18 protein-coding genes and 1 pseudogene are annotated in these 21,452 nt (G+C 64.9%); 7 read left to right on the top strand and 12 right to left on the bottom strand.

The genetic code is table 11. The features are described from left to right. Positions 1–11: 11 nt before the first annotated feature. The 8 genes from murC to JQ604_RS04420 form a co-directional block, all read right to left on the bottom strand. Positions 12–1,415: a UDP-N-acetylmuramate--L-alanine ligase gene (gene murC / locus JQ604_RS04455; RefSeq protein ID WP_212353528.1), complete on the bottom strand. Its 1,404-nt coding sequence runs from the start codon at positions 1,413–1,415 to the stop codon at positions 12–14. Between the two features lie 110 nt (positions 1,416–1,525). Then, entirely contained in the window at positions 1,526–2,626 is a 1,101-nt protein-coding gene (gene murG / locus JQ604_RS04450; protein ID WP_212353526.1) for an undecaprenyldiphospho-muramoylpentapeptide beta-N-acetylglucosaminyltransferase, read from the bottom strand. 133 nt (positions 2,627–2,759) lie between these two features. Continuing rightward, entirely contained in the window at positions 2,760–3,911 is a 1,152-nt protein-coding gene (ftsW, locus tag JQ604_RS04445; protein ID WP_212353523.1) for a putative lipid II flippase FtsW, read from the bottom strand. 790 nt (positions 3,912–4,701) lie between these two features. Next, positions 4,702–6,909 (bottom strand): aldehyde oxidoreductase molybdenum-binding subunit PaoC, encoded by a 2,208-nt coding sequence (paoC, locus tag JQ604_RS04440; protein ID WP_212353520.1) that lies wholly within the window; start codon positions 6,907–6,909, stop codon positions 4,702–4,704. A 4-nt stretch (positions 6,910–6,913) separates the two neighbouring features. Then, a complete protein-coding gene (locus JQ604_RS04435; protein ID WP_212353518.1) occupies positions 6,914–7,864 on the bottom strand; it encodes an FAD binding domain-containing protein in 951 nt (316 codons plus the stop codon). Next, positions 7,861–8,502 carry an aldehyde dehydrogenase iron-sulfur subunit PaoA gene (paoA, locus tag JQ604_RS04430; RefSeq protein WP_212353516.1) on the bottom strand — a complete coding sequence of 214 codons (642 nt, stop codon included), beginning with the start codon at positions 8,500–8,502 and terminating at the stop codon, positions 7,861–7,863. The genes JQ604_RS04435 and paoA overlap by 4 nt, the downstream gene beginning before the upstream one ends. Positions 8,503–8,698: 196 nt before the next feature. Further along, positions 8,699–8,881: a hypothetical protein gene (locus tag JQ604_RS04425; protein WP_212353513.1), complete on the bottom strand. Its 183-nt coding sequence runs from the start codon at positions 8,879–8,881 to the stop codon at positions 8,699–8,701. 30 nt (positions 8,882–8,911) lie between these two features. Next, positions 8,912–9,118, bottom strand: a complete 207-nt coding sequence (locus JQ604_RS04420) for a hypothetical protein (protein WP_212353511.1) — start codon at positions 9,116–9,118, stop codon at positions 8,912–8,914. 237 nt (positions 9,119–9,355) lie between these two features. Here JQ604_RS04420 and JQ604_RS04415 point away from each other — a divergent pair, with 237 nt between their 5' ends. Continuing rightward, positions 9,356–9,595: a hypothetical protein gene (locus JQ604_RS04415; protein WP_212353508.1), complete on the top strand. Its 240-nt coding sequence runs from the start codon at positions 9,356–9,358 to the stop codon at positions 9,593–9,595. A 51-nt stretch (positions 9,596–9,646) separates the two neighbouring features. On the opposite strand, the gene JQ604_RS04410 is transcribed toward JQ604_RS04415, so the two are convergent. The 4 genes from JQ604_RS04410 to JQ604_RS04395 form a co-directional block, all read right to left on the bottom strand. Next, positions 9,647–10,537 (bottom strand): L,D-transpeptidase, encoded by an 891-nt coding sequence (locus JQ604_RS04410; protein WP_212353506.1) that lies wholly within the window; start codon positions 10,535–10,537, stop codon positions 9,647–9,649. Positions 10,538–10,564: 27 nt separating this feature from the next. Next, positions 10,565–11,554 carry an amino acid ABC transporter substrate-binding protein gene (locus tag JQ604_RS04405; protein ID WP_212353902.1) on the bottom strand — a complete coding sequence of 330 codons (990 nt, stop codon included), beginning with the start codon at positions 11,552–11,554 and terminating at the stop codon, positions 10,565–10,567. Between the two features lie 168 nt (positions 11,555–11,722). Further along, positions 11,723–12,409: a phytanoyl-CoA dioxygenase family protein gene (locus JQ604_RS04400; RefSeq protein ID WP_212353504.1), complete on the bottom strand. Its 687-nt coding sequence runs from the start codon at positions 12,407–12,409 to the stop codon at positions 11,723–11,725. Positions 12,410–12,416: 7 nt separating this feature from the next. Continuing rightward, complete coding sequence (locus JQ604_RS04395) at positions 12,417–13,358, bottom strand: ring-cleaving dioxygenase (RefSeq protein ID WP_212353503.1); 942 nt, start codon at positions 13,356–13,358, stop codon at positions 12,417–12,419. Between the two features lie 137 nt (positions 13,359–13,495). Between JQ604_RS04395 and JQ604_RS04390 the strand changes: the two genes are divergently transcribed. From JQ604_RS04390 to dxs, 6 genes and pseudogenes are all read left to right on the top strand, one after another. Next, a complete protein-coding gene (locus JQ604_RS04390) occupies positions 13,496–14,251 on the top strand; it encodes a crotonase/enoyl-CoA hydratase family protein (protein ID WP_212353502.1) in 756 nt (251 codons plus the stop codon). 61 nt (positions 14,252–14,312) lie between these two features. Then, a pseudogene (locus tag JQ604_RS04385) lies at positions 14,313–15,969 on the top strand (bifunctional metallophosphatase/5'-nucleotidase). A gap of 174 nt (positions 15,970–16,143) precedes the next feature. Continuing rightward, positions 16,144–17,070 (top strand): histone deacetylase family protein, encoded by a 927-nt coding sequence (locus tag JQ604_RS04380; protein WP_212353501.1) that lies wholly within the window; start codon positions 16,144–16,146, stop codon positions 17,068–17,070. 74 nt (positions 17,071–17,144) lie between these two features. Next, on the top strand, positions 17,145–17,396 hold the full coding sequence (locus JQ604_RS04375; RefSeq protein ID WP_212353500.1) for an exodeoxyribonuclease VII small subunit: 252 nt from the start codon (positions 17,145–17,147) through the stop codon (positions 17,394–17,396). Positions 17,397–17,564: 168 nt separating this feature from the next. Continuing rightward, positions 17,565–18,863 (top strand): alpha/beta fold hydrolase, encoded by a 1,299-nt coding sequence (locus tag JQ604_RS04370; RefSeq protein WP_212353499.1) that lies wholly within the window; start codon positions 17,565–17,567, stop codon positions 18,861–18,863. 345 nt (positions 18,864–19,208) lie between these two features. After that, complete coding sequence (dxs, locus tag JQ604_RS04365; RefSeq protein ID WP_212353497.1) at positions 19,209–21,143, top strand: 1-deoxy-D-xylulose-5-phosphate synthase; 1,935 nt, start codon at positions 19,209–19,211, stop codon at positions 21,141–21,143. Positions 21,144–21,452 lie beyond the last annotated feature (309 nt).

Raw genomic sequence — 21,452 nt, 5'->3', positions numbered from 1 at the left:
CGAAGCGTCCATCACCCCAACGCCTTCAGCTGATCGGGCAATGCGTACGCCCATTGCGTAATGTTGCCGGCACCGAGGCAGACAACGAGATCGCCGGACCTGGCCTTGCCGTGCACGATCTTGGCGAGCTCACTCGCGTTCGGCAGCGGCACCACGTCGCGATGGCCATGGGCGCGGAGGCCCGTGACGAAATGATCGCGGTCGACGCCCGTGATCGGCGCTTCGCCGGCGGCATAGACGTCGGCGACGACGACGGTATCGGCGTCGTTGAAGCAGGTGCAGAATTCCTCGAACAGCGACTGCAGGCGGGTGTAGCGATGCGGCTGCACCACGGCGATGATCTTGCCGTTGACGGATTCGCGCGCCGCCTTCAGCACCGCCGCGATCTCGACGGGGTGATGGCCGTAATCGTCGATCACGGTGACGCCGTTCCACTCGCCGGTCTTGGTGAAGCGCCGTTTCACGCCGCCGAAGCTGGCCATGGCGTTACGGATCACGTCGTCGGAGACACCGAGCTCATGCGCCACCGCGATCGCCGCCGTCGCGTTCGACGCGTTGTGGCGGCCCGGCATCGGCAGCGTGATGTCTGATATCTCGTGCGTCGCACCGGTCTTGCGATCGCGGATCGCGACCGTGAATTTCGAGCCGCCTCCCATCGGCGTCAGGTCGACCAGCCGCGCATCGGCCTGCGGGTTCTGGCCGTAGGTGATGATGCGGCGGTCCTCGATCTTGCCGACCAGGGTCTGCACCACGGGATGATCGATGCACATCACGGCAAAGCCGTAGAACGGCACGTTCTCGATGAAATTGCGGAACGCGTCCTGGATCGCCTCGAAGGTCTTGAAGTGGTCGAGATGCTCGGGATCGATGTTGGTGACGATCACGACGTCGGACGGCAGCTTCAGGAAGGTGCCATCGCTCTCGTCGGCCTCGACCACCATCCAGTCGCCGGCGCCGAGCCGCGCATTGGACCCGTAGGCATTGATGATGCCGCCATTGATCACGGTCGGATCGAGATTGCCGGCGTCGAGCAAGGTCGCGACCATCGTGGTGGTCGTGGTCTTGCCATGGGTGCCGGCGATCGCAACGCAGCTCTTCAGCCGCATCAGCTCCGCCAGCATCTCGGCGCGCCGCACCACGAGAATGCGTCGCTCGCGCGCCGCCATCAGTTCCGGATTGTCGCGCTTGATCGCGGTCGAGACAACAAGCACATCGGCGCCATCGACATTCTCCGCGGCGTGGCCGACCGAGATTTTCGCGCCCTTCTTGCGCAGGCGATCGAGATTGTAATTGTCCGATGCGTCCGAGCCCTGCACGGTGTAGCCGAGATTGATCAGCACCTCGGCGATGCCGCTCATGCCGATGCCGCCAATTCCGACGAAATGTATGGGCCCGATCTCGCGCGGCAGTCTCATCTTGCTATCACCTTCGTCGCGTCCGGATTCGATCCGGACATCAACCGACTTATGAAAGACAGGGACGGTCGGGACAAGCCCGGCCTTCCCCTTAAATTCGTCATTCCGGCCTAAATTCCAGCCACTTTCATCACCAGATCGGCCAGCCGTTCCGCAGCATCCAGCCGGCCGACGCCGCGTGCGGCGACCGCCATCGCGGTGAGTTTCGCGGGCTCGGCGGCAAGAGCGGAGATCTCCGACGCCAGCCTGTCCGGCGTGAATTCGTTCTGCGGAATGCGCAAGCCGCCGTCGACCTTGGCCAGCACGCCAGCATTGGCGAACTGGTCCTGGTCGATCGCGCCGGGCAGTGGCACCAGGATGGAGGGCCGGCCGATCGCGGCAAGCTCGGCGACGGTGCCGGCGCCGGAGCGCGAGATCACGAGATGGCTGGAGGCGAGCTTGGCCGGCAGATCGCTGAAGAACGGCGCGAGCTCGGCGTTGATCTTGAGCCGGTCATAGACCGCGCGGACCCGCGCCATGTCCTCGTCGCGCACCTGCTGCGTCAGGATGAGCCGGCTCCACAACGCGGGCTCGAGCTTCTCGATCGCGGGAGGAACGATGTCGCTCATCACCCGCGCGCCCTGGCTGCCGCCGACCACGAGCAGGCGCAGCGGGCCGTTCACTTCGGGCGAGGCGTAAGGCACCGCCGCCGCAGCGAGGATCGCCGGACGCATCGGCGTGCCGACGGTCGTTGCCTTGCTCGCCAACGCGGGATCTCGGTCGAGCACGCCGGGCAGCGAGGTCGCGATCGCATTGACTCGCGTGGAGAGGAAACGGTTGGCGCGGCCGAGCACCGCGTTCGCATCATGGATGATGCCGGGCCGGCCGAGCACGCGCGCGGCCAGCAGCGGCGGCAGGGTCGGGTAGCCGCCGAAGCCGATGACGGCGGCCGGCTTCAGGCGCCGCACCACATTGAGCGCGACCAGCATGCCGTAACCGAGCATCAGACCGGTACGCGCCAGCGCGATCGGATTGCGGCTGCGCACGGTCTCGCTCGGCACGACGTCGATCATGTCCCTTGTGAACAGGCCGCTGAATTTCAGCGCGCGCGCGTCGGTCGCGAGCCGCACGCGCAGGCCGCGCTTGATCAGCTCGACACCGAGGGCTTCGGCCGGGAACAGATGGCCGCCGGTGCCGCCGGCGGCCAGGAGGATGAGGGGTGATTCAGCCATAGTGACACTTATACCGTCATTGCGAGCGAAGCGAAGCAATCCATCCATCCAATGTGCGGCTCTATGGATTGCTTCCGCCTTCGCCAAGGCTACGGCGGACAAGTCGCTGCGCTCGCAATGACGGCGAAATGCATCACGCGTAGGCCTGCCTGGTGCTGGCGCCTTCCGCCGATTCAATCTCGGTTTTCGGCCGCTGCCGGGTCAGCGCCAGCATCATGCCGACTCCATAAGCCAGCGACACGATCGAGGAGCCGCCATAGGAGATGAAGGGCAAGGTCATGCCCTTGGCCGGAATGAGCTGCAGATTGACCGACATGTTGATCGCGGCCTGCACGCCGAACAGGATCGCAAGGCCCGATGCGGCGAAGCGCGCGAACATGTCGTCGGTCGAATAGGCGCGGCTCAAGGTGCGGATCACCACGAAGGCGAACAGCGCGAGCAGCATGAGGCACAGGATGATGCCGAACTCTTCGGCAGCGACCGCGAACACGAAGTCGGTGTGACTGTCCGGCAGGCTGCGCTTGGCGATGCCTTCACCCGGGCCGAGGCCGAACCAGCCGCCGTTCCAGAACGCTTCCATCGCGGTGTCGACCTGGAAAGTGTCGCCGGAGGCCGGGTTCATGAAGCGCTTGATGCGGCCGGCGACGTGCGGCACCAGGAGATAAGCGCCGAACAGGCCGGCGCTGGCAGCGCCGGCTAGCCCAAGCACCCAGATCATCCGCATTCCCGCGATGAAGAACAGCGAGCCCCACACCATCGTGATCAGCATGGTCTGGCCGAAGTCGGGTTCCATCACCAGCAGCGCGACCAGCGACAGCAGCAGCGCCATCGCCATCGAGGTCGCCGGCATCTCCGGCCGTTTCGTGGACTCGGCAAACAGCCAGGCGGCGAGGATCACGAACGCGGGCTTGGCGGATTCGGAGGCCTGGATGTTGACGCCAACCAGCGTGATCCAGCGCCGCGAGCCCTTCACCTCGGGCCCGATCAAAAGCGTCGCCACGATCAGGATGATGCTGACCGCGAACACCACCAGCGCCGCACGGCGGATCTGCCGCGGCGACAGGAACGACACCGTCAGCAGCACGGCAATCGACGGCAGCAGGAACATCACGTGGCGCGTGAAGAAGTGGAAGGGTTCGAGCCCGATGCGGGTCGCCACCGGCGGGGATGCCGCCAGCGACAGGATGACGCCGCCCAGCATCAACGCGACGATCGCCGCAAGCAGCAGCTTGTCGACGGTCCACCACCAGTCCGAGAACGGGGTGCGTTGGTCACGGGCGAGCATGGGCGTCCCCAGATGGCAGAGGTAGGCTCCATTGGTGGCGCAGGATGGTTTCCAAGGCGTTAACGGGGTGTGGAAGATTTGAGGGATGAGGGTCTTGCACGGCTCTCCCCTCATCGTCGTCCTGGCGAAAGCCAGGACCCATAACCACCGAGTTTTGTAGTGAAAGGGATCGTGGCCCGAGCGTCGCGCAACAATTCACACTCGTGGTAATGGGTCAAGGCTTTCGCCAGGACGACGAGTCTGTGGTGCGCAGCAATCTCAACAACTCGCAGCTTCGCATTCTCGCGACATGATTTGCCCGAGTTTTTCCGTTCGTTCCGCCCTCTCTCCTGAAAGAGGGCGCAGGGAAGACCGGGTGCACGCTGCACCCGCGGTCCCGTGCGCAATGGGGAGAAAGTGGCGCACACGGGCATACAAATGCAGCGGAGGCACGCCGGCCTTCCCTGCGCGATGGTCTTACGGCTTATACGTGCTCGCCCTGGTGAGACTCTGCTTTTGTGCCACCATCATCCGCGAGCGGCTTTAGGCCTCTCACGAGCTTACCACCAACATCGGGGCGGCAGGCCCACACGACTTCACCGTACGCCTTGCATGCACACGTCAGTTGCACACTCGGCGTCCACCGCATCCCGACCCGCGTTCCTGACGTTGCGCAACGCCCCTCAGAGGGTGAGATGGGCACATTGTTAGCATAATCGGAAGTTCGTGTAAAGAGGAATCTTTTGCCTGGAAGCCTTGCGCCGTCGGGCAAATCAGTGAGTCCAATGTAGGCGGGGGCGCCCTACGCTAGCTACCCCACCTCTGGCATCCGGGCCAACAGCTTGTCCAGCGTAATCGGATACTCCCGCACGCGGACGCCGGTCGCGTTGTACACCGCATTGGCCACGGCGGCGGCGACGCCGCAGATGCCGAGTTCGGCGACGCCCTTGGCTTTCATCGGCGAGGACATCGGATCGGTCTCGTCGAGGAAGATCATGTCCTGGTGCGGGATGTCGGCATGAACCGGCACTTCGTAACCGGCGAGGTCGTGATTGACGAAGAAGCCCTGACGGGTGTCGACCACGAGTTCCTCCATCAGCGCAGCGCCGACGCCCATGGTCATGGCGCCGATCACCTGGCTGCGCGCCGCCTTCGGATTGAGGATACGGCCCGCGGCACAGACGGCAAGCATCCGCCGCACGCGGATCTCCGCAGTGTCGGCATCGACGCCGACCTCGACGAAATGCGCGCCGAAAGTCGATTGCTGATGGGTCTTGGCGAGATCGCCGTATTCGATGCCGTCCTCGGCCATCAGGCCGTCATTGCCGGCGGCCTGCGCCAAGGGCACGCTGCGATTGCCTGAGGAGACCAAGCCGTCGGCAAACACCGCCTCGTCGGAATTGAAGCCGAGCTTTTGCGCGATGGCCTCGCGCAGCTTGACGCAGGCGGCATAGACGCCAGCAGTGGAATTGTTGCCACCGAACTGCCCGCCGGAGCCGCAGGACACAGGGAAGTCGGAATCGCCGAGATGCACCGCGACCTTCTCCAAGGGCACACCCATCATCTCGGCTGCGGTCTGCGCAATGATGGTGTAGCTGCCGGTGCCGATATCGGTCATGTCGGTCTCGACGGTGACGATGCCGTCGCGATCGAGCCGCACGCGCGCGGCCGATTTGGTCAGGAGATTGTTGCGGAACGCCGCGGCCATGCCCATACCGATCAGCCAGCGTCCGTCGCGAACCTGGCCCGGTTGCGGCTTGCGCTGGCTCCAGCCGAAGCGCTCGGCGCCGGTCTGCAGGCATTCGATGAACTGGCGTTGCGAGAACGGCCGCTCCGGATGCTCCGGATCGACCTGGGTGTCGTTCTTGATCCGCAGTGCGACCGGATCCATGCCAAGCTTTTCGGCGAGCTCGTCGACCGCGATCTCCAGCGCCATCATGCCGGAGGCCTCGCCGGGCGCGCGCATCGCATTGCCTTCGGGCAGATCGAGGCCGGCAAACCGGGTCGCGGTCATCCGGTTGGCGCCGGCATAGAGCAGCCGCGACTGGCTCACTGCCATGTCGGGCTCGCCGCCCTCGACATTGCCCGACCAGCTCTCATGACCAATCGCGGCAATGGTGCCGTCTCTGTTGGCGCCGAGCCGGATGCGCTGGATCGTCGCCGGCCGGTGCGTCGTGTTGTTGAACATCAGCGGCCGCTGCAGTGCGACCTTGACCGGCCGCTTCGCCGCGCGCGCGCCAAGCGCTGCCATCAAGATGTCGGCGCGCAGGAACAGCTTGCCGCCAAACCCGCCGCCGATATAGGGCGAGATCAGGCGGACGTTCTCTTTGGGCATGCCAAGCGTCTTTGCGAGATCCGTGACGCCCCAGGCGATCATCTGGTTCGAGGTCCAGATCGTGAGCTTGTCGCCGTCCCAGGCCGCGATCGACGCATGCGGCTCCATCATCGCGTGGCTCTCATCGGGCGTGGTGTAGGTGGCATCGAGCTGCACCGGCGATGCCGCGAAAGCGGATGCGAAGCTGCCGATCGCCGTATCGGCGGGACCGCCGATCTTGGGATCGGGCACGCTGGACTTGTCCCGGCCCGCGGCGAGATCGAATTTACCGTCTTCCTTCTCATAATCGATGCGCACCAGCTGGGAGGCGGCGCGCGCCTGCTCAAACGTCTCGGCGACGACGACGGCGACGGCCTGATGATAATGCGCGATCTCGGGGCCACCGAGCAGCGGCGCCGCATTGCGCTCGCCCTTGTCAAGCTTGCCGGCATTGTCAGCGGTGACGATCGCGAGCACGCCGGGCGCGGCCTTGGCGGCGCGCAAATCCATCGACGCGATGCGTCCCTTGCCGATCGCGGAGCCGATCACATGGCCATAGGCCTGGTTCGCCACGACGTCATGCCGCTCATAAGCATAAGGCGCGGTGCCGGTGGTCTTCAGCGGTCCCTCGATCCGGCTGGTCGGATGGCCGACCACCTTGAGCTGGTCGATCGGGTTGAACGTGGCGGGATGTTCGAACTTCATGACGTTAAGCCCTCGCGTCGCGAAGCACCGCGGCCAGCGTTCGCTCGGCCAGCGGCAGCTTGAATGCATTGTGTTCGGTCGGATGCGCATCGACGAACAGGCCCCTCGCAACGGCCTTGGCGCCACGCGGCAACTCGGCCTCCGCGGCATCGAGGCGCCACGGCTTGTGCGCGACACCGCCGAGCGCGACACGGCCGGTGCCGTCGCGCTGCACGATCGCGGCGACCGAGACCAGCGCGAACGCATAGGAGGCGCGGTCGCGGACCTTGCGATAGGCCTGCGTGCCGCCGACCGGCTTTGGCAGCGTCACCGCGGTGATCAGTTCGCCGGCCTGCAGCACGGTCTCGAGCTGCGGCGTGTCGCCAGGCAGACGATAGAATTCCGCGATCGGAATGCCGCGCGTGGTGCCGTCGGGCCGCACGGTCTCGATGACCGCATCGAGCGCGCGCATCGCGACCGCCATGTCGCTCGGATGGGTCGCGATGCAGGCATCGCTGACGCCGACCACCGCATGCTGGCGGCTGAAGCCGCCGATCGCAGCGCAGCCGCTGCCGGGCGCGCGTTTGTTGCAGGGCTGGTTGGTGTCGTAGAAATAGGGACAGCGCGTCCGCTGCAGCAGGTTGCCCGATGTCGTCGCCTTATTTCGCAGCTGGCCGGAGGCGCCCGCGAGCAGCGCGCGCGACAGCACGGCGTAATCGCGGCGCACCCTGGCGTCGGCGGCGAGATCGGTGTTGCGCACCAGCGCGCCGATCCGCAAACCACCTTCGGGGGTCGCTTCGATCCGATCCAGCGCGAGGCCGTTGACGTCGATCAGATGCGAGGGCGTCTCGATCTCGAGCTTCATCAGGTCGAGCAGATTGGTGCCGCCTGCGATGAATTTTGCGTTAGCGGTGCGTGCGGCAACGTCAGCGGCCTCAGCCGGCGAATGCGCCCGCTCATAAGTGAAGGCTCTCATGCGCTCCTCCCCGCGACCTCAGCGATCGCTTCCGCAATGTTGGAATAGGCGCCGCAGCGGCAGATGTTGCCGCTCATGCGCTCGCGCAGCTCGGCATTGGTCAGCTGCGGCGTGGCGTTCAGGTCGGATGTCGCGTGGCTGGGAATGCCGGCCTTGACCTCGTCGAGCACGGCAACCGCCGAGCAGATCTGGCCCGGCGTGCAATAGCCGCATTGATAGCCGTCATGACTGACGAACGCGGCCTGCATCGGATGCATCTTGTCGGGCTTGCCGAGACCTTCGATGGTGGTGATCTCGTCGCCCTCGTGCATCACCGCGAGCGTCAGGCATGCATTGATCCGCCGTCCGTCGACGATCACGGTGCAGGCGCCGCACTGGCCGTGATCGCAGCCTTTCTTGGTACCGGTCAGATGCAGATGCTCGCGCAGCGCATCGAGCAACGTGGTGCGCGTGTCGAGCTCGAGCGCGCAGGCCTTGCCGTTCACGTCAAAGGACACTCTTGTCATCACGGGCGCTCCGGAGGGTGCAGATGGGCTCGCCGCCGCTTGTGCCGGCGCGACGTGGGACGCCGCCAGCGAAGCGGCTCCCCCAATCAACAGATGGCGACGAGATAGTTCCAAACCGCCGCGAATTTGCATGCCGCTCTCCCTGTTCGCATGGGAACTCGCGCGCACGACGACGCGCGGCCGACAGCTGCCGAGCCAAGGATTTGAATTCGGAGGGAAGCGGAATGTTTCTTACGAGTGCTGAACAAATCGCGAGCGCGATGTGCTCAGGCGCGGTTTGCGGAAGTGCCGGAAGGCGTGATGCCGCGGCCGTCGTCGGCCGCCTCGATCAGCCGAGGTGCCACCGCCCCTTGTGGATGTCGAACTTCACCAGACCTTCATCGCGCATTTTCAGCAGCAGCGATTGGCAGGCTTCTTCGTTCGCAATGTTGGTGCGTCGCATGATTTCGTAGAGCTTGAGCGGCTTCTCGCGAAGCGCGCTCAAGACCTTTTCCCGTTCGGTCGACGTCATTCGATTCCTGCCATCTCCAAGCGCGTCACATCACTGACAATACGACAGCTCATCTTCCGTCACGACGCGTTCGACATTCTCCGATTTGCTCTTGATGCGATATCTCAGGCGTCCATCCGCTTCGATCGGCATGCGTTGAACGATGGTGTAGATCCTCTGCGGCTCGGTTTCCGCACGTCCTTGCGGGCCCTGGCGCTGATGGAGGACGTCTTCGTTCAGCTTGTAAGCATATGACATGTGTCGACCTGCGGGGTACGACCGCCGCTGTCGCGTGGACCGTGCCGCAGTGCAATGAAGCTTGTGGCTCCGTCGCGCGTGGGCTCGTGGAACGAAATCAGCACGCAACCACCGCAACGAAATCCGTTCAGGACCAGCATTGACCCAACACGCAACGAATAGCCATCGAATATTGGTGAGTTGCCATTTGATTGCTTGAGGCGGATGCTATCGGCTGCGGCCACCAGGGAGAGCAGCATGAGCAAGGCAGGCCCGGACAATCTGCACAGCAAAGACGCCGAAATCAGGGGCGCGCACGGAACCACGGCCCTTGGGACCTTGCGGAAGATCTACGGGCGGAGCTTTGCCGCCGGCTATCCCGACACCGAGAAACTGAGCGACGTTCTGATCAATCTCAACGAGACGTCGCTGAGCCAGCTTCGCCGCGATCACCAGACCGGCCATCTCGGACACAAGATCGCCGTCGCCTTGAAGTGAGGACGCCGACGCGGCGGCCCTGCGTTTCCCCGCGCAATTGTGCAGCGGCAGCTAGCTCACGAACACCACGCGTGTGTCCAGCGACACGCGCCGGTACAGATCCTCGACGTCGTCGTTGACGAGGCGGATGCATCCGCTCGCGACGAGATGGCCGATGGTCTTCGGCGAGTTGGTGCCGTGGATCAGGAGCCCGGGCTTGTCGAGCAGCAGCGCGCGGGCGCCGAGCAGGCTGCCGGGTTGGCCGGCAGACGCGAGCAGCGAGCCCGCGTCCTTCTTGTCGGCGGCCTTCCAGTCCGGCCATTCCATCTTGTTGGTGACCTTGAAGAAGCTGCCGCCCTTGAGGCATTCCTGCGCGATGCCGATGCCGTAGCGGCGCGCGGAATTGTTGGCGTCGATCAGGTAGAGGAAGCGGTTGTCGCGGTCGATCACGATCGAGCCGGGAACGATGGTGGTGCGATAGAACACCACCTGCCGCTGCAGCGCGAACGGCAGGCCGGCGCCGGTCGATCCGCCGTCGGTGCCGGGACTCAGGTCCGCCACCACGGCATCTTCGCTGGCGCGCGCGGCCTTCGGCGATGTCGTCGTTACCCTGGCAACGGTGCCGGTGCCTTCGCCTCGCGTTGCGATGTAGATGTAGTAGCCGAGGCCCGCCGCGATCACGACGGCCGCCAGCGCGGCGATGCCGGCGAAGAGTGGTGCGCGGCTTCCGCCCGATGACAGAACCTCCTGGACTTCCGCCGCCCGCTCCGACTGATCGTCGGCGAGCTGGTCCTCGATCCGCCCGATGGCGGCCTCGAGTGCGGCGGTGTGCGCCGCGACGGCTTCGCGCGAGAGGCGCGATCGCCGGAGCAGCGCGTGCGCGTCGCCGTAGATCTTGTCGCGCGCGGCTGCGTCCTTGCCCGCGACCGCCCTCGACAGCACCACGAAATAATCCACGTCCATGGGTCACCCCCAAGACTTGCCTTAGACTTACCTGACCGGCGGCGCGTACTGGATGCCGCCTTTCGACCACAGCGCGTTCAGTCCGCGCGGGATGCTGAGCCGCGATTGCGTGCCGATGTTCCGCTCATAGATCTCGCCGTAATTGCCGGTCGCGCGAATGGCGCGCACGGCCCAGTCGTTGGAGAGACCGAGCTGCGTGCCGAACTCGCCCTCGACGCCGAGCAGGCGGCGGATATTGGGATCCGACGATTTCAACGCGTCGTCGATCGTGGTCGACTTCACGCCGAGCTCCTCGGCGTTGATCAGCGCATAGAGCGTCCACTTGATCAGGTTGAACCACTGATCGTCGCCCTGGCGCACCACCGGCCCGAGCGGCTCCTTTGAAATCACTTCCGGCAGGATGACCTGGCCGTCGGGTGCTGCGAGCTTGAGCCGCTCGGCGTAGAGCTGCGAGACGTCGCTGGTCAGCACGTCGCATTTGCGATCGTCATAGGCTTTCCGGCTCTCCTCGGCGGTGGCGAGCGCCAGCACCTTCAGCGCCATCTCGTTGACGCGGAAATAATCCGCCAGATTGAGCGCGGTGGTCGTATCGGCCTGCACGCAGATGGTCTTGCCGCCGAGCTGCAGCGCGGTATCGACGCCGCTCTCCCGGCGCAGCAGGAAACCCTGGCCGTCATAATAGGCGACGCCGGCGAACAGCAGGTTGAGTGATGTCTCGCGCGACATCGTCCAGGTCGAGTTGCGCGACAGCACATCGATCTGGCCGGATTGCAGCGCTGCGAAGCGGCTTCCTGCATCGAGCGGCGTGAACGCCACCCTGGCGGGATCGCCGAGCACGGCGGCCGCGACCGCGCGGCAGATATCGACGTCGAAGCCGGTCCAGCTGCCCTTGTCATCCCGGCTCGAGAAACCGAGCAACCCCTGCCCCACGCCGCAGTTGAGCGTGCCGCGTTCCTTGACGGCTTTCAGAGTCTGCGCCTGCGCGGGCGGGTTCCCCGCAACGAGCATGCCGAGCATTGCGGCGCAGAGGATGAGGGCTCGTCGTATACAACCAGGCATGACGGTCTCGCGATCGTAGGTGGCGCGCGGGATGGGAGAAGTTTCGCTAACGGGAGAGCGAGATGCAACCGGGATTTGAGTCTTTCTTGCCGAAAGGCGCGGGGCTTGATCTGGGTCAACGCAGTGTCACACGCCGAGCCATGTGAGGCCGCCGGGCAGATCGTCCGCCGCGAAATCGACCTGCAGCACCCGACGATGCCGTGGCGCGCGAGCCACCTCGGAGGCGTGCAGGATCGGCGTGGAATACAGCCAGATGTCGCCGGGCTCCGCCTCGCACACCGCGGTACCGCATCGTTGCACGACGTCCTTCACGTCACGCTCCCTGATTTGCCCAAGCCGATGCGAGCCGGGCGCGATCAGGAGCGGTGCGTTGGTCTCGGGCACCGCGTCGAGATGCACGCGCAATGTCACCATCTTCGCGAGCACCGTGAAAGGCGGCGCGACGTGCAGCAGGCCACTCTTCATCGTCCACGGACCAAAGCCCGCGACCTCGACGCGCTCGACCACCGGGATGGTGCGATCCTGGTGCCAGGGCACCGACCAATTCGCCGACGCGGTCTTGTCGAACAGCAGCGCCCGCACCGGCCGTGCCGCCGCGCCGATCGCGGCAGCGGCCACCGCACCGACGGGACCTGACGTCGCGAGAAATGGATCGAGTGCAGCCACGCCGTGCAGCCGGGTGCCGGCGTGATGCAGCGGAATATCGTCGAGCGCGTGCGCGAGCTCACCGAGCGACGCCGCGTTCAGCGCCGATGCCAGTCGCAACGCGCCGTCGCGCGTAAAAATTTCGGTGTCGCGGTCCGACAATGTCATGTGCGCGTCATTCGATCGGCTTCAGCCCCGCCTCGATCGCGGCGCGCCGCGGTTCGAGGAACGGCGGCAGGGCGAGTTTCTCGCCGAGCTTGTCCATCGGCTCGTCGCTCGCGAAGCCCGGGCCGTCGGTGGCGATCTCGAACAGGATGCCGTTGGGCTCGCGGAAATACAGGCTGCGGAAATAGAAGCGGTCGATCTCGCCGGAGTGGCGGATGCCGAGCTTGCTCAAATGTTCGGTCCAGCCGTGATACTGCGTCTCGTCAGGCGTGCGGAAGGCAACATGATGGACGCCGCCGGCGCCCTGCCGGGTCATCGGCGAGGCCTTGTCCTCGATCACATGCAGCTCGGCGGCGAGACCGCCTTCGCCCATGTCGAAGACGTGGATGTGCGCGCCGTGTGCGGCATAATCGCGCACGCGGCGCATGTTCATGACGTCGGTCAACACCGCCGATGTGCGCGACAGGTCGTGCACGGTCAGCACGATCGGACCGAGGCCGCGGATCTGATGCTCCGCCGGCACGGGACTGCGCGCCCAAGGCGAAGCCGTGCCGGCGCCCCCATCGTCGACCAGCACCAGGCGCTGGCCTTCGCCATCCTCGAACGGCAGGGTCAGCCGGCCGTCGACCTCGATGACATCGCCGGTGGTGCCGCCGGCCGCTTTCAGGCGATCCCGCCAGTAGCCGAGGCTCGCTTCGCCCGCGACGCGCAGACCCGTGCGTGAAATCGCGTTGGTGCCGCGGCGTTCGGAGGGAACCGGGAAATCGAAGAAGGTGAGGTCGGTGCCCGGCCGCGCCTCGCCGTCGGCGTAGAACAGATGGTAGGCGCTGACATTGTCCTGGTTCACGGTCTTCTTGACCAGGCGCATGCCGAGCATGCCGGTATAGAAGGCGAGGTTGTCGCGCGGTCGCGCCGAAATCGCCGTCAGATGGTGAATGCCGGTTAACTGCATTGCGCTCTCCTCATGGTCGCATGGCGGGAAAATTCGCGGCCGACGCTTGGGGCCGGTGTCGGTTCATGTAAGGATAATGTCAGAAAGCCGGCCGGCGGCAACGATGCCGCCCGCCGCGCGCCCCGGGGAACCGCCTGATGACCGAGCACGTCATAGTCACCGATGAAGCCGCCACGCGGGTGATCAGGCTGCGCCGTCCGGAGAAGAAGAACGCCTTCACCCAGGACATGTATCGCGCGGTGAGCGATGCGATCGACAAGGCGCAGAACAATCCGAATATCCGCTGCCTGATCGTGACCGGCGGCTCCGGCGTCTTCACCGCGGGCAATGACATCGAGGATCTGCTCAACGAGGGTACTTCCGATCAGCCGCGCGCCTCGAACCTGGTCAAGCTGCTGTATTCGCTGGCGCACAACGTCAAGCCGATCATCGCCGCCGTCGACGGCGTCGCGATCGGCATCGGCACCACCATGCTGTTCCATTGCGACTACGTGCTGGCCAGCAAAGCGGCGAGCTTCTCGACACCTTTCAGCAATTACGGCCTGGTGCCGGAAGGCGCCTCGAGCCTGCTGATGCCGCGCTGCATGGGCCATCAGCGCGCCTTTGCGATGCTGGTGATGGGGCGCACCATGACCGCCGACGACGCCCGCGTGGCGGGCTTCGTCAACACGGTGGTGGCGGCGGGCCATGCCGAGGTCGAGGCAAAGAAGGTGGCGCGTGAGATCTGCGCGCTGCCGGCGGAGGCGGTGGCGATCTCGCGGCGGCTGATCCGCCTGCCGCCCGAGGACGTCACGCGGCGGATCGACCAGGAGAACCATCTGTTCACCGAGCGGATGCGCTCGACGGAAGCGATCGCCGCCTTCAAGGGATTCGTCGAGCGCACGAAGGATTGAACGGGGCCGTCGCAAGAATGTAGTGGCGCTGCGTCATGGGTACGTGTTCCATGGACGCGTGATGACCCGCCCGCCTGCCCTCGCCGCCGCCATCCTGTCGCTTGCCCTGGTTGCCGGTCCTGTCCGCGCCGAGGGCACGGCGCCCGTCAATCTGCGCATCCTCGCGATCAACGACTTCCACGGCTATCTGCGGCCCCCGCCCGGCGGCATCCGCATCAGCGATCCCGCCGACCACGCGAAGAAGGTCGTGGTGCCCGCCGGCGGCGCCGAGCGGATGGCGACCATCGTCAAGCAGTTGCGCTCATGCGAACAACATCTTCGTCGCGGCCGGCGATCTGATCGGCGCGAGCCCGTTCCTGTCGGCGATGTTCCATGACGAGCCGACCATCGAGTCGCTGTCGATGATGGGACTTGCGATCTCCTCGGTCGGCAATCACGAATTCGACGAGGGCAAGGACGAGTTGCTGCGGATGCAGAATGGCGGCTGTCATCCGACCGACAAGTGCCAGGGCCCGCATCCCTTCACCGGCGCCAAATTCCGCTACCTCGCCGCCAGCACGTTCGACAAGGCGGCGGGCAAGACCGTATTTCCGCCCTACGAGATCAAGACGTTCGACGGCATTCCGGTCGCCTTCATCGGGCTGACCTTGAAGAACACGCCGAACCTGGTTTCGCCGTCCGGCGTCGCAGGGCTCGAATTCCGCGACGAGGCTGCGACGGTGAACGCGCTGGTGCCGGAGTTGAAAGCAAAGGGCGTTGAAGCGATCGTGGTGCTGATCCACGAGGGCGGCTTTCCGACCGGCGACTATAATGATTGCCCGGGCATCTCCGGGCCGATCGTCGACATCGTCAAGAAGTTCGATCGCGCGGTCGACCTCGTGATCTCCGGCCACACCCATCAGGCCTATGTCTGCGAGATCGACGGACGTCTCGTCACCTCGGGCGACAAATATGGCACGCTGGTCACCGCGATCGACCTGCAGCTCGATCCGGCCACCAAGGACGTGATCAGCGCCAAGGCCGACAATACCATCGTGCGGCTCAATACGCCGAAGGATCCCGAGCAGAGCGCGCTGCTCGAAGCCTATGACCGGCTCGCCGCCCCCATCGCCAATCGCGCCGCGGGCGCGGTGACGGAGACGCTGTCGCGCACGCCGAATGAATCAGGCGAAAGCGTGCTCGGCGATATCGTCGCCGATGCGCAGCTCGCGGCGACCTCGGCTGAAGCGAACGGCGGCGCCGTGATCGCCTTCACCAATCCCGGCGGCGTGCGCACCGACATCGTCCGCCGCGAGGACGGCGCGGTGACCTATGCCGACATCTTCGCCAGCCAGCCGTTCCGCAATCAGCTCGTCACGATGACGCTGACCGGCCAGCAGCTGAAGGACATGCTGGAGCAGCAATGGACCGATCCGAAGCGGCCGCGGATCCTGCAGGTCTCGAAGGGATTTTCCTTCACATGGGACGCGAGCAAGCCGGACGGCAGCCGCATCGTCACTGAGAAGATGGCGCTCGACGGCAAGACGATCGATCTGGCTGCGAGCTATCGCGTTACCGTCAACAACTATCTCGCCGACGGCGGCGACGGTTTTACCGTGTTCACGCACGGCACGGCGCAACGGTTCGGCATCTATGACGTCGATGCGCTCTATGCCTTCTTCCAGGCCAACAATCCGGTCAGCCCGGCCGCGGGACATCGCATTCTCAGGATCAATTGAGCCGTTGTCATTGCGAGCGCAGCGAAGCAATCCATTGTCACCGAGCGTGCGGAAGAATGGATTGCTTCGCTGCGCTCGCAATGACGGAGAACGAACTCAGGCCTTTCCGGGCGGCCGGTAACGGCCTAGATTAGCCCCGACTGGAACGCGCATCGGTTTGCGCCGGGAATTTGCATGACACTGCTGCTGACGCACACCGCCTGCCTCAATCACCTCACGCCGCCCGGCCACCCTGAACGGCCCGACCGGCTGCGCGCGGTCGCCGAGGTGCTCGGCGAAGATCGTTTCAAGGGATTGACGCGCGGCGAGGCGCCGGAAGGCAATCTGGATTCGGTGCTGCTTTGCCATGGCGAGCATTATGTCGGCGAGTTGCGCCATGTCGCGCCCACGTCCGGCATGATCTATCTCGACGGCGACACCTCGATGTCGCCGGGCACCTGGGAAGCCGTGATGCGCGGCGTCGGCGGCGCGGTGACCGCGACCGATGCGGTGATGCAGGGCCAGCACAACAACGCCTTCGTCGCGGTGCGGCCGCCCGGACACCACGCCGAGAAGTCGACGCCGATGGGCTTCTGCTTCTTCGACAATGTCGCGATCGCGGCGCGCCACGCGCAGCGCAAATACGGCATCAAGCGCGCGGCGATCATCGATTTCGACGTTCATCATGGCAACGGCACGCAGGACATCTTCTGGGCCGATCCGACCGTGATGTACTGCTCGACGCACCAGATGCCGCTGTTTCCGGGCACCGGTGCGCTGGGCGAACGCGGCGAGCACGACACCATCGTCAACGCGCCGCTGGCGCCGGAGGATGGCAGCGCAAAATTCCGCTCGGCGTTCGAGAACCTGATCCTGCCGCAGCTTACGAAATTCTCGCCCGAGCTCGTCATCATCTCCGCCGGCTTCGACGCGCACCACCGCGATCCCCTCGCCTCGATCAACCTGAAGGGCGAGGATTTCGGCTGGGTGACCAGGAAGCTGATGGACGTCGCCGACAGGAGCGCGGGCGGCCGCGTGGTCTCGGTGCTGGAAGGCGGGTATGATTTGCAGGGGCTGAAAGAGTCGGTGGCATCTCACGTCACCGCATTGATGGGCGCTTGAATCCCCGCCACAATACGCCCGCAAAAATTCGATTGATTCTGCGCTCGGGGAACGGGCGCAGCTGGGAACATGAGATGGCCGAAAACACCCAAGCCGACGTGAAAAAGCTCTCCTTCGAACGCGCGATCGAGGAACTGGAATCGATCGTGAAGCGGCTCGAGGACGGCAAGGTGCCGCTTGAGGAATCGGTTGCGATCTATGAACGCGGCGAGGCGCTGAAGCGGCGCTGCGAGGAACTGTTGCGCCAGGCGGAAGCCCGCGTCGACAAGATCACCACGGATGCCTCCGGCCAGGCCGCGGGCACCGAGCCTCTAGACGTTCAGTAGTGGACGTTCAGTAGCGGACGTCCAGCAGCCGACGTTCAGTAGCGCTTCCCCGGCAACAGCTGCCAACAATCAGCCGATTTGTGCGCTGCGTGCGCCGTGCTACGGCCAAATTGGCTCTTGGCGCGGGAGGCGGCCTGCTATAGTCGCGCCCTCAGGGGGGTTATCTCGTTGCGCGTCCAGCACCGCCATATCATTTATATCCAGGGTTACGATCCGCGCGGGCTGGCGCAATATTACCGCATGTTCCGGACCGAGCTGCGCAAGTTCGGCCGGCTCTATCAGGTCAACGCGACGATCAGCCGGCCCAAGGTCGCGGCCGATGACGAGATCGCATCCTGGACCGTCGATACCAGGGCCGACGACTGGCAGACCCATACCGCCTACGATTTCCTGCGCTTTGAGGATTTCATCCAGCGCGATCTGGCATCCCCAATCTGGCGCACGGTGCTGCATGCGGTCTGGATCTATTTGCGGCTGATCGTCTCCGGCACCATCGCGCGCTTTGCCAAGGCAAACTGGCGCTTTGCGACCTTCATCTCCTATCCGCACATCGTGCTGCTGCTGGAAGCGATGCTGGTTGCCGCGGTCGCGTTCGTGTTCGAGAAGGGGCTGACGGCGATCGGTATTCCAGCGCCGATCAGCATTGCGACCGCTGTCGCGATCTTCATCGCGCTGCTCGGCGTCATGCTGAAATACACCGAGAACAGCACCTATGTGCTGTATCTGCTGGCGGACACGATCTGGACCTGGGAATTCTCGCATCGCGAACGGCCGGAATGGGACCGGCGGATCGACCGCTTCGCGCAGCATCTCGTCAATGTCGCGCGCACGACGGACGCCGACGAAATCGTTATCGTCGGCCACAGTTCCGGATCGTTCCTCGGCACCGAGCTGTTGGCGCGGGCGCTTCTGCTCGATCCCGCGCTCGGCGAGCGCGGACCGCGCGTGGTGCTTCTGACCATTGGCGGGAATTTCCCGATCGTCGGCTATCACTCCGTTTCCAGAGATTTCCGCGAGCACCTGCGGCAGCTCGCGATCGCGCCCTCGATCGACTGGATCGACTGCCAGGCGCGCAAGGACGTGATGAACTTCTTCCAGTTCGATCCGATCTTGAGCCACGGCATCGATGTCGGCGCGGCCAGACGGAATCCGCGGATTGTTGCAGTTCGTTTCCGCGATCTGGTCAGGGAAGAGGATTACGACTCGTTCCGCTGGCAGTTCTTCCGCGTCCACTTCCAGTTCGTGATGGCCAATGACCGGCCGGCTCCGTACGACTTCTTCATGATCGTGTGCGGACCGGTGCCGGTGACCGATCGGATGGCCCATCCCGACGCCGCACTGGCCATCGCAAGCGGCGACAAGGCGGCCCGGGAGCGGGCCTGGGCCGAGATCGAATCGGCCGCCGGTAACCATGTCCATGCCTCTCAAATGGGCGGCATGGAACCTTCCGCCCGCTCCATGCGTTGAAAACATTGAACTTTTCGCATCCCTGGTCGGGAACCCGGTGCGGCTTGCGGGTTGGCTTTAGGGGGCGCTTTGGTGTAATGCTTCCAGTTCTATGGGCATTTGAAGGTGGCAAGCGGCCGTTTTCCGACGGCAGCAAGCGCTTCAAATGGTTCGATAAACTGAACCGGGACGGGTTTTGGGACACCAACGTGATTGTAGTCACGTGGTTCTATCCGGAGTGCATCTAGGCTTTTAGATCAGATATCGGCCTGCCGGGGCGGCAAACCTGTGTCTGACTTTTCACTGCGCGGGACCGCGCACCCCTCTCGCGTCCGGCCCCGTGCCGCGACCTGTAAAAATTGGAATATGGCTGTGACCGAATTTAGTAAGACGCCGCTGCTGGACACCATTCGAACGCCTGACGACCTGCGCAAGCTGAAGATCGAGCAGGTGCGGCAGGTTGCCGACGAGCTGCGCCAGGAAACCATCGACGCCGTGTCCGTGACCGGCGGCCATTTCGGCGCCGGCCTCGGCGTGGTCGAGCTGACCACTGCGATTCATTATATCTTCGACACCCCGCGCGACCGCCTGATCTGGGACGTCGGCCACCAGGCCTACCCGCACAAGATCCTGACCGGACGCCGCGACCGCATCCGCACGCTGCGCACCGCCGGCGGCCTGTCCGGCTTCACCAAGCGCACCGAGAGCGATTACGACCCGTTCGGCGCTGCGCACTCCTCGACCTCGATCTCGGCCGGCCTCGGCATGGCCGTGGCGCGCGACCTCTCCGGCGGCAAGAACAACATCATCTCGGTGATCGGCGACGGCTCGATGTCGGCGGGCATGGCCTATGAGGCCATGAACAACGCCGGTGCGATGAACTCGCGCCTGATCGTGATCCTCAACGACAACGACATGTCGATCGCGCCGCCGGTCGGCGCGATGAGCGCCTATCTGTCGCGCCTCTACTCCGGCAAGACCTACCGCTCGCTGCGCGAGGCGGCCAAGCAGATCAACAAGCGGCTGCCGAAGATCATCGCCAACCGCGCCAACCGCGTCGAGGAATACTCCCGCGGCTTCATGATGGACGGCGGCACGCTGTTCGAGGAACTCGGCTTTTACTATGTCGGCCCGATCGACGGTCACAATCTCGACCATCTGCTGCCGGTGCTGAAGAACGTCCGCGACATGGAGACCGGCCCGATCCTGGTCCACGTCGTGACGCAGAAGGGCAAGGGCTATGGCCCGGCCGAAGCTTCCGCCGACAAGTACCACGCCGTCGTCAAGTTCGACGTCGCCACCGGCGCGCAGGCGAAAGCCAAGCCGAACGCGCCGGCCTATCAGAACGTGTTCGGCCAGAGCCTCGTCAAGGAAGCCGAGAAGGACAACAAGATCGTCGCCATCACCGCGGCGATGCCGTCGGGCACCGGCGTCGACATCTTCAACAAGGCGTTCCCGACCCGCACCTTCGACGTCGGCATTGCCGAGCAGCATGCGGTGACCTTCGCCGCCGGCCTTGCCACCGAAGGCTACAAGCCGTTCTGCGCGATCTACTCGACCTTCCTGCAGCGCGGCTACGACCAGGTGGTCCACGACGTCGCGATCCAGTCGCTCCCGGTCCGCTTCGCGATCGATCGCGCCGGTCTCGTCGGCGCCGACGGCGCGACCCATGCCGGTTCGTTCGACAACGCCTATCTCGGCTGCCTGCCGAACTTCGTCATCATGGCGGCGTCCGACGAGGCCGAGCTGGTGCACATGGTCGCAACCCAGGTCGCGATCAACGACCGGCCGAGCGCGGTGCGCTATCCCCGCGGTGAAGGCCGCGGCGTCGAGATGCCCGAAGTCGGCATTCCCCTCGAGATCGGAAAGGGCCGCATCATCCGCGAAGGCAAGAAGGTCGCCCTGCTCTCCTTCGGCACGCGTCTCGCCGAATGCGAGAAGGCGGCCGACGAGCTCGCCGCCCACGGTCTCTCCGCCACCATCGCCGATGCGCGCTTCATGAAGCCGCTCGACGAGGACATGGTGCTGAAGCTCGCGCGCGACCACGAAATCCTGATCACGATCGAGGAAGGCTCGATCGGCGGCTTCGGCTCCCACGTCGCGCAGTTCCTGACCGACAATGCGATGCTCGACAGCGGCATGCTCAAGTTCCGCTCGATGATCCTGCCCGACATGTTCCTCGACCACGACACGCCGAACGCGATGTATGCCCGCGCCGGCCTCGACGCCAAGAGCATCGTCGCCAAGGTGTTCGCGGCGCTTGGCAAGGATTTCAAGGCCGAGACCGTCAAGCTGGCGTGAGCTTGCTTCACCTCTCCCAAGGGTGCGCCCTCGTCTCTGCGAGAGCGCGCACGTCAGGAAGGCACGAGCGGATGGGTTCCCTCCCCCCTTGCGGGGGAGGGTTAGGGAGAGGGGTAAGCCGCACGGGCGGTGTTCGTGGCTCACCCCTCTCTCCAACTCTCCCCCGCAAGGGGGGAGAGAGCCCTCCCACCTCTCGCGTGGCCTGAAACAAGATCGGCTGCGAGAGACGTGTCCACAGCTTGGCCCTCGGCAAAGGTGTCGCACCGTAAACGCCGCAGCAACGCCATCACTCACCTGAACCTGCGGTCG

This window comes from Bradyrhizobium jicamae, assembly GCF_018130695.1.
In the GTDB taxonomy this organism is placed as follows: Bacteria; Pseudomonadota; Alphaproteobacteria; order Rhizobiales; family Xanthobacteraceae; genus Bradyrhizobium; species Bradyrhizobium jicamae_B.
Note: the sequence above shows the minus strand (reverse complement) of the source record. Positions and strands in the feature narration are given on the sequence as shown.

Bases quoted from the DNA above. Each gene is read 5' to 3' on its own strand.
- JQ604_RS04395 (WP_212353503.1), bottom strand. From the start codon at position 13,358: ATGCAGTTAACCGGCATTCACCATCTGACGGCGATTTCGGCGCGACCG.
- paoA (WP_212353516.1), bottom strand. From the start codon at position 8,502: ATGCAAATTCGCGGCGGTTTGGAACTATCTCGTCGCCATCTGTTGATT.
- ftsW (WP_212353523.1), bottom strand. From the start codon at position 3,911: ATGCTCGCCCGTGACCAACGCACCCCGTTCTCGGACTGGTGGTGGACC.
- paoC (WP_212353520.1), bottom strand. From the start codon at position 6,909: ATGAAGTTCGAACATCCCGCCACGTTCAACCCGATCGACCAGCTCAAG.
- murC (WP_212353528.1), bottom strand. From the start codon at position 1,415: ATGAGACTGCCGCGCGAGATCGGGCCCATACATTTCGTCGGAATTGGC.
- JQ604_RS04420 (WP_212353511.1), bottom strand. From the start codon at position 9,118: ATGTCATATGCTTACAAGCTGAACGAAGACGTCCTCCATCAGCGCCAG.
- JQ604_RS04380 (WP_212353501.1), top strand. From the start codon at position 16,144: ATGACACTGCTGCTGACGCACACCGCCTGCCTCAATCACCTCACGCCG.
- JQ604_RS04390 (WP_212353502.1), top strand. From the start codon at position 13,496: ATGACCGAGCACGTCATAGTCACCGATGAAGCCGCCACGCGGGTGATC.
- JQ604_RS04405 (WP_212353902.1), bottom strand. From the start codon at position 11,554: ATGCTCGGCATGCTCGTTGCGGGGAACCCGCCCGCGCAGGCGCAGACT.
- JQ604_RS04375 (WP_212353500.1), top strand. From the start codon at position 17,145: ATGGCCGAAAACACCCAAGCCGACGTGAAAAAGCTCTCCTTCGAACGC.
- dxs (WP_212353497.1), top strand. From the start codon at position 19,209: ATGGCTGTGACCGAATTTAGTAAGACGCCGCTGCTGGACACCATTCGA.
- JQ604_RS04415 (WP_212353508.1), top strand. From the start codon at position 9,356: ATGAGCAAGGCAGGCCCGGACAATCTGCACAGCAAAGACGCCGAAATC.
- JQ604_RS04435 (WP_212353518.1), bottom strand. From the start codon at position 7,864: ATGAGAGCCTTCACTTATGAGCGGGCGCATTCGCCGGCTGAGGCCGCT.
- JQ604_RS04410 (WP_212353506.1), bottom strand. From the start codon at position 10,537: ATGGACGTGGATTATTTCGTGGTGCTGTCGAGGGCGGTCGCGGGCAAG.
- JQ604_RS04400 (WP_212353504.1), bottom strand. From the start codon at position 12,409: ATGACATTGTCGGACCGCGACACCGAAATTTTTACGCGCGACGGCGCG.
- JQ604_RS04425 (WP_212353513.1), bottom strand. From the start codon at position 8,881: ATGACGTCGACCGAACGGGAAAAGGTCTTGAGCGCGCTTCGCGAGAAG.
- murG (WP_212353526.1), bottom strand. From the start codon at position 2,626: ATGGCTGAATCACCCCTCATCCTCCTGGCCGCCGGCGGCACCGGCGGC.